General features: G+C 62.5%; 4 protein-coding genes. All 4 read left to right on the top strand.

Annotated features, from left to right (window positions below; all coding sequences use genetic code 11):
- The first annotated feature begins 198 nt into the window (after positions 1–198).
- Positions 199–2,109: a diguanylate cyclase domain-containing protein gene (locus ACY69P_RS11175; protein WP_462327524.1), complete on the top strand. Its 1,911-nt coding sequence runs from the start codon at positions 199–201 to the stop codon at positions 2,107–2,109.
- Positions 2,106–5,153 carry an EAL domain-containing protein gene (locus ACY69P_RS11170; protein WP_462327523.1) on the top strand — a complete coding sequence of 1,016 codons (3,048 nt, stop codon included), beginning with the start codon at positions 2,106–2,108 and terminating at the stop codon, positions 5,151–5,153. The genes ACY69P_RS11175 and ACY69P_RS11170 overlap by 4 nt, the downstream gene beginning before the upstream one ends.
- Before the next feature lie 65 nt (positions 5,154–5,218).
- Positions 5,219–5,833, top strand: coding sequence for a tetratricopeptide repeat protein (locus tag ACY69P_RS11165; RefSeq protein WP_462327522.1), 615 nt, complete (start codon positions 5,219–5,221; stop codon positions 5,831–5,833).
- Between the two features lie 50 nt (positions 5,834–5,883).
- Positions 5,884–8,280, top strand: a 2,397-nt coding sequence (locus ACY69P_RS11160; protein WP_462327521.1) for an ABC transporter substrate-binding protein, incomplete at its 3' end; no start/stop codon positions are given.

The following is an 8,280-nucleotide window of genomic DNA, read 5'->3' as shown; positions in this document are numbered from 1 at the left end:
GCGGCGCGTTAGCCCACGGCGCACAAGCAAGTCCCCGCGCCCGCCCTGCCTCGCTTCCTTGATTTTACGCACGAGTGATACACCACATGGCGTCTGTCCGTCCCCTTTTGTGACGAATCGCAACAGTTGCGCTTCTCCCGAAAGACTTCCCGGCACGACGCCTTTTTGCCTTTCGAGAAACCCTATGGACCTGCACCTATGATGGCCCCAGCCAGCGCCGCCTTTTCATATCCCTCCCGCATCCACCCGTTGTGGATTCCCGTTTTTGCGGTCGCCTACTTTCTTGCGGGCCTGTTTGCCGTCTGTTTTACCGCCACCGATGGCGTCGCCCACATCTGGCCCGCCGCCGGCGTGGGGCTGACGGCGCTGTATTTGTGCGGTCTGCGGGCCTTCCCCGCCATACTCGTTCCGGATTTTTTCATCGCGCTCTCCACCGGCCAGCCATGGGAAACCGCCGTCATCTGGTCCACCGGCAACATGCTGGCCCTTGCCCTGTCCGCACTCATCCTGCGGCGTACCGTGCCGCGTGACGCATTCCACACCACATCCACATACATGGCGCGCTTTGCCATCTTTGGTCCCACCGCCGCCAGTGTGCTCAGCATCTGCGCGGGCTGGGTGGGGGCCACCCTCGCCACTCGCCCGCCACTGCCCAACCTCGGGCACATGCTGTGGGGATGGTTCCTCGCCGACTTTGCGGGCATTGTGCTCATTATGCCCCTTGTCATGGCGTGGACCACGGTCCGCCCGCGCCCGGCCCTTCGAATCCTCAAAAGTGAGAGCCTCGCCCTGTGCCTGCTCATCGCAGCCCTGGCATGGGCCATTTTCGGTACGCGCCTTGGTGGCTCCTACCACCAGTATCCCCTCGGCTTTGCGCTGTTTCCCTTTTTCATCTGGAGCGCCTTCCGGCTGGATATCCGGTCGCTCACGCTCATCCTTGCGGCTGTGGGCACCTACTGCGTTGCCATGACCATGGTGGGGCTTGGCCCCTTTGCACATCTGCCCCAGCCCCACGCCCTGCATGTCGTCCAACTGTTTATGGCTGGCGGCTCGGGCGCAACGCTCATCATCTATGCCATCCTGCATGAGCGCCACGCCGCCGAAGCCGCCCTCAGCGACAGCCGCGACGCCCTCCAGCGCGCCTATGTGGAACTGGAGGACCGCGTGAGCGAACGCACCGCCGAACTGCGGCAGGCGCTGTCCGAACTGCGCGCGGCGGGCGATGTGTACCGCAACATCTTCCAGCACGCCGTAGACGGCATCTTCCAGACCGACGGCGCAGGCCGCCTGACGCGGGCCAACGCGTCCTTTGCCAGCATCATGGGCTATTCCTCCCCGCAGGAGGTGCTGGACCGCGCCGGAACCATCAACGCCATCATGGCCTCGCCCGACGAGGACAGCGCCCGGCTGTTTTCACAGCTTGTGGCGCGCGGCTCCGCCGAGGAGTTCGACTTTACGGGCGTGCGGGCCGACGGCTCGGACGTGTGGCTGGCCATGAGCATCCGCGCCACCAAGGACGATGACGGACGCATCATCTCACTGGACGGCATCCTACGTGATATTTCTGAGCGCAAACGCTGCGAGCAAGCCCTCGCCCAGCGCGCCATGCATGACGAACTGACGGGCATTGCCAACCGCTACAGCTTTCACGAAACCTTCGCCCACATGATAGCCCACGCCCGCAGGCGACGCTCCGGCCTTGCCCTGCTGTACGTGGACCTTGACGACTTCAAGCTCATTAACGACACCCACGGCCATCTGGCCGGGGATACCGTGCTGGTGGAGGCCGTGCGCCGCATGACCTCGCGCCTGCGCCAATCCGACCTGCTGGCCCGGCTGGGCGGGGACGAATTCGCCATCCTGCTGCCGGACACCACATCCCGCAAACAGGCCGAGTCCGTCGCCAACGACATCCGCGACGTGCTCGCCGCCCCGTTTGACCTCACGCACACCACCGTGACCACCAGCGCCAGCATCGGGCAGGCCCTCTATCCCGACGATGGCGCCACAACGGAAGACCTGCTCAAAAGCGCAGACGCCGCCATGTACAGCACCAAGGAAGCCGCAAAGACCCAGTCCAGCAACACCTCTGACGAGAGCGAGCAATGAGCACCACTCCCCCCAACGACGACGGACCAGCCTCGCGTCCCGCCCGGTCACGCACGGGCATCATCAACATCCTGCTCACCCTCTGCGCCTGCGTCGCGGTGGTGACGCTGATTCTGCTCATCAACACCGAAGAATCCACGGTCGACCTCTCCCCCGAGGAGCGGCAGTACCTTCTGGACCACCCCGTCATGCGCGTCGGCATCGACGACAGCTTCACCCCCCTGCAGTACAAGGACAAAAAAGGCCACGCGCGCGGCTTCAGCGTGGACTTTATGAATCTGGTCAGCGTCAACCTTGGCGTCACATTCGAATATATCCCCACCAAATGGAGCCAACTCGCCGGCATGCTCCAGCGCGGCGAAATCGACATCATTCCGGACATGACGCCAACGGAGCGCCGCGCCCAGTTCTATGCCTTCACCGGGCCTGTCAGCGACCATCAAACCCACCTTTTCGTGCAGGCTCACGTTGTGGATGTTGCGACCCCGGCGGACCTGCATGGCCACCGCATCGCCATCCCCAAGGCCACGGCCCTGGCTGGCATGCTGCGCCGGACCTATCCCGCCGCCGACCTTGTGGAATACACCGACCCGGACGTTGCACTGCAGGGACTCTTGAAAGGCCACTACGCTGCCGTTGCCGCCTATGACTTCGCCTTCAACTACGCCATCTTTCAGGCCGGTGTTTCAGATGTCAAAGCCACCGGCCCCGCCCTCACCCGGGAGCATGGCTGCCTGGCCGTGCGCAAGGAGAACGTGCTCCTGCACGCCATCCTCAGCAAGGGCGTCATGTCCATCCGCGAGGAGCAAAAGGAAAACATCCAGCGCAAGTGGGTGGGCAGTGTGCCCTACCACAGGCCCTTTCCCTTCCTGCTGGAGCGCTACAGCCTAGAGCTGACCATCGCCGCCGCCCTTGTCATTGCGGTTGCGCTGTGGAACCTGCTGCTGCAAATCGGCTTTCGCCGCAAAACAGCGGCCATCCGCGAAATGACGGCCCGCTTTTCCATCCTGTACCAAAATACCCACGAGGCGGTGTTCATCCTCCAGCGGCGCACCATTGTGGACATGAATCCCGTGGCCGAGCGCCTGCTTTCCGTGCGCGCCGACGAGGTGACGGGACAGGATATCTTCGACATTGTGCCCTCGGCCACCTTTGCGCCGGGCGGTGTGGACTTCCGCGCCGCCTACACCAAAGCCGAGCAGGGCACGCCCCAGTCCGTTGAGGCCGCAATAGTGCTCCCCTCCGGCAGGCACGCGGACATCGAAGCGCGGCTGAGCGCCTTTATGGTGCAGGGGCAGCATTATGTTGTTGTGCAGGTCCGCGACATTACGGAGCGCAAAATTGCCGAGCGCGGCATGCGCAAGCAGCGCACGCTGCTGCAACAGCTGTTCGAGCACTCCCCCCTTGCCGTTGTGCGCGTGGACAGAAGCGTCACCGTGTTGGATGTGAACCACGCCTTTGAGATGCTGTTCGGCTACCCTCGCGAGGATGCCATCGGCCGCCATTTGGATTCGCTCATCGTTGCGCCGGACAAGGTGTCGCAGGCCGACGGCCTCAATCAGGCCATCCAGCTGGGCGAAACCGTCCAGCACGAGACCACACGCCGCACCCGCACCGGGGCGGATGTGCACGTATCCATCGCGGCCTCGCCCATTACCTTCGAGGGCGAATACATCGGCTCCTACTGCATCTACGCGGACATCACCCAGCGGCATATCGCCGAAGAACAACTGCGCTATCAGGCCTACTACGACAGGCTCACCGGTCTGCCCAACCGCGAGCGGCTCATCCAGCATCTGCAAGGCTCCATCGCCGCGCCGCACCCCTTTGCCCTGCTGCATCTGGACCTTGACCGCTTTAAAGTCATCAACGACAGCCTCGGCCACCCCATGGGCAACATGGTCATCAAGGCCATGGCCAACCGCCTAAAGGTGGAATTGCCGCAGGACTGCTTCATCAGCCGCGTTGCCGGGGATGAATTCGCCATCGTCCTGCACGAGAATGTGGATGCAGAATCCGCCCGCGCCACAGCCCAGCGCATCCAATCCATCATCCGCCGCCCCATGACCCTTGCCGGGCGCGAAATACAGCCCTCGGCCGGCATTGGGCTGGTCCTTGGCCCGCCGGAGCACGAAAACCCGGACTTTATGCTGCGCGACGCGGAAATCGCCCTCTATCAGGCCAAAAGCGCGGGCATGGACAAGCTGGCCGTCTTTACGCAGCAGATGCATACACAGGCGATGCAGGCCCTTGAAACCGAGGCCGAACTCCGCCGCGCCGTGGATAACGAGGAATTCATCCTCTACTACCAGCCCATTATCCAGCTCACCACCGGCGCGCTGGCGGGCTTCGAGGCCCTTGTGCGCTGGCAGCACCCGCAGTACGGCATCATTGAACCAAGCGCCTTTATCCACACGGCGGAGGAGACCGGGCTTATCGTTGGCCTTGGCCAGCAGGTGCTGGACATGGCCTGCGCCCATCTTGCCACCTTGCAGCACCACTATCCGGACACGCCGCTGTTTATGAGCGTGAACCTCTCCTCGCACCAATTCACCCTGCCGGACCTGTCGGAACGCATCCGCGCCACAGCCACCGCCGCAGGCGCACGCATGTCCAGCATCAAGCTGGAAATTACGGAAAGCGCCGTTATGGAAAACGCCCACACTGCGGAATACCAGCTGGATATGCTCCGCAGGCTGGGGGTCAGCCTCTCCCTTGACGATTTCGGCACCGGGTATTCGTCCCTGTCCTACCTGCAGGACTTCACCCTGCACACGGTGAAGGTGGACCGCTCCTTCGTACAGCGCATCGGGCCAGAGGGCCAAAACGCGGAAATCATCCGCGCCATTATCGAGATGGCCCATATCCTCAATATGGACGTCATCGCCGAGGGCGTGGAACACCCCTATCAGGCCGCCATTCTGCGGCGGTTTGGCTGCGACTACGCACAGGGCTACCTGTACGCCCGCCCCATGCCGCAGGCCGACGCGGACGCCTATATTGACGAAAAAGGGGAATTCCCTGTGGTTCCAGCGCCGCACTAGGGGGAATCTGTTGACCCTTTTTGTGAATTGGGTATTCTTCAGCCACCACAGACAAGGAGGACACGGTGGCTTCATCTGAAGGAAAAAAAGGCCTGTCACGGCGGGATCTTCTGTTCGGCGGATTCCGCAAGCTCCGCGAGACATCGCAGGAGCGCCTTGAGGCGTCCAACACGCGCCAAAGCGAGCAATTCACCACCCCGGCAGACAACACCACCACGCCCCAGCAGGACGTGAAACACGGGCGCGCAGCGTTTCTGCGGGCGGGGGAAGCCTACGCCGCATCCGACTACGAAACCGCCATCCCCGAATACCGGGAGTGCATCAAACGTCTGCCCCACCACAGCGAAGCGCGGCAGCGCCTTGGCTACTGTCTGTACCGCACCGGCCAGTACGTGCAGGCGAAGGTGGAATTCGACCGCGTTCTGCGCGACCTCGGCAAGGACAATTTTTCTTCGCTCTACCTTGGCCTCACCCTTGCCCACCTTGGCAAGCGTGAGCAGACCGTCACCGCATGGCGCGGCTATTTCAACGCCGGCGAGGTCCGCATTATGCGCGAACTGAACGTGCAGACCGCGCTCATCGAATCCAGCGAGGATTACGAACTCAGCGAGGCCGCCGAAGCTGTGGAGGACGCCATCGCCATCCGCAAGGAAGAGCTCCTGTCGGAAAGCGCCAAATAGCGTCTGCGCCCTTGCCATCATCTCTGCATTACGGGTATTTCTAAAGTATTATGCTACGCCGCTTTTTTGCCATCTGTCTGGCAGCCTTTCTGGGGTGTGCCCTTTCCCTTCCGGCGCGCCCCGCGCACGCCGAACAGATTGTCCTGCAGCTGAAATACCTGCATCAATTCCAATTTGCCGGATACTACGCCGCGCTGAAGGAAGGCTACTACGCGGACGAAGGGCTCGACGTCACCCTGCGCGAGGGCGTCCCCGGGCAGAACCCTCTTGCGGCGCTTCTTGATGGATCGGCTGACTACGCCGTGCACAACGCTCAGGCCATGCTGGACTACCAGCGCGGCACTCCCCTTGTCGCCCTTGCCGCCATCTTTCAGCATTCCCCGGCCGTACTTCTTGTCCGGTCAGACTCCGGCATCTCCAGCCCCTCGGCCCTAAAAGGCAAGCGCATCATGGTCTACATGGAGCAGGATGCGGAAATCCGCGCCATGCTCCAATCCGCAGGGGTCACCACAGCCAACACGGAATTCACCCACCACACGTGGGACGTCACCCCGCTGTACACCACGCAGGTGGACGCCCTGTCCGGCTACACCACCAACGAAACCTTTGCCCTGCGCGAGATGGGCGTGCCCGTCACCGAGCTGGCCCCCATGACCTACGGCATCGATTTCTACGGCGACTGCCTCTATACCACCAAGGACACGGCCACCACCCACACCGACCGCACCCAGCGCTTTGTGCGGGCCAGCCTACGCGGCTGGGACTACGCCATGAGCCACCCAGAGGACATCGCCCGGCACATCGCCCAAACCTACGCCCCGCACACCACGACCCAGACCCTCCTGCGCGAGGCCGAGGCCCTGCGAAGCCTCATGATGCCCAAGCTCGTGCCCGTTGGCACCATGAACGCCGCGCGCTGGGAGCACATCGCCACAACCTTCGCCAACCTCGGCTTTATTGACTCCGTGCGGCCCATTGACGCATTTCTCTTTCATCCAAATGGCGTCCTTCCGTCGTCCATAAAGCAGCTGTTGTGGGCCCTTGGCGTTGCCATCCTGCTGACGGGCGGTGGGCTTTTTGCCCTCTTTAGCTTCAACGCCCGCCTCAAGCGCGCCGTGGAGCGCCGCACCAACGAGCTAGAGGAACACCGGCAGACCATGGAGACCATCCTGTCGGTGTCTCCGTCGGGACTGCTTCTGGGCAAGGGCCGCATCATCGAGTGGGCCAGCCCTGCCCTTGGGCGGCTGCTTGGCTATGAGGAAGACGAACTTGCGGGCATGGACACCCACGACATCTACGCCACCAACCGGGAATACCGCCGCGTTGGGGCGCATCTTATCCAGTCGCTGGACCGCTCCGGCTCCGCCAGCCTCGACGCCGCAATGCGCCGTAAGGACGGCACCCATGTTTCCGTGTTCATGTCCCTGCGCCACCTTGACTTTACAGACCCCAACCGGGGCTACATCGCCGCGCTTATGGACATTACCGAGCGCAAACGCAGCGAGGACAGCATCCGCCTTGCCGCGCAGGTCTTTGAGCAAAGCAGCGACTCCATCATCATCACGGACAGCGACAACCGCATCGTGGAGGTGAACCGCACCTTTACCGAACTGACGGGCTACACACCCGAGGAAGTGCTGGGCCACCGCCCAAACACCCTCAAAAGTGGCCGCCACGACCGCGATTTCTACGCCAAAATGTGGGAGAGCATCAGCTTTGACGGCAAATGGAGCGGCGAGATTTGGAACCGCAAAAAAGACGGCGAACTCTTCCCCGCGTGGCTGCGCATCACCACCCTCAAGGATGCCTCGGGCGAGGTGGTCAACTTCATCGGCACCTTCTCGGACCTGACGCGCGAAAAGAAGAGCGCGGAGAGCATCTACCGCCTGAACAACTTCGACGTGCTGACGGAACTGCCAAACCGCGCGCTGTTTATGAACCTGCTGGCGCAGGAACTCTCCCACGCCCAAAACAACGAAAGCGGCGTTGGCGTCATTCTCTTTGACCTCGACAACTTCAAGAACGTGAACGAATCCATGGGCATCGCCAGTGGCGACGAAGTGCTGCAGCAAACCAGCAAGCGCATCAAGGCGGCCTTTACCGACGGGCTGACCGCCGCGCGCCTCGGCAGTGACGAATTTGCCATGATGATTCCCGGCGTTGCGGATTCCGAATCCCTCACGCAGATTATTCCCCGCCTGCAACAGGCCATTGCCCCGGCCTTTGCCCTGCCGGGCGGCGAAGCCTTCCTCACCTGCACCATGGGCATCGCCATTTTCCCGGACGACGCCACCGACGCCGAAGAACTCATGAAGAACGCGGAAAACGCCCTGCACCACGCGCGTGAGGTCGGCTTCAACACCTACGCGTTCTTCTCCACGGAAATGACGGAGCGCGCCTCGGAGCGCTTGCAGCTGGAAACAGCCCTGCGCCACGCCATAGAACGC

This window comes from Desulfobaculum sp., assembly GCF_054921475.1.
This window is presented reverse-complemented; position numbering and strand designations above follow the sequence as displayed.

Bases quoted from the DNA above. Each gene is read 5' to 3' on its own strand.
- ACY69P_RS11175 (WP_462327524.1), top strand. From the start codon at position 199: ATGATGGCCCCAGCCAGCGCCGCCTTTTCATATCCCTCCCGCATCCAC.
- ACY69P_RS11170 (WP_462327523.1), top strand. From the start codon at position 2,106: ATGAGCACCACTCCCCCCAACGACGACGGACCAGCCTCGCGTCCCGCC.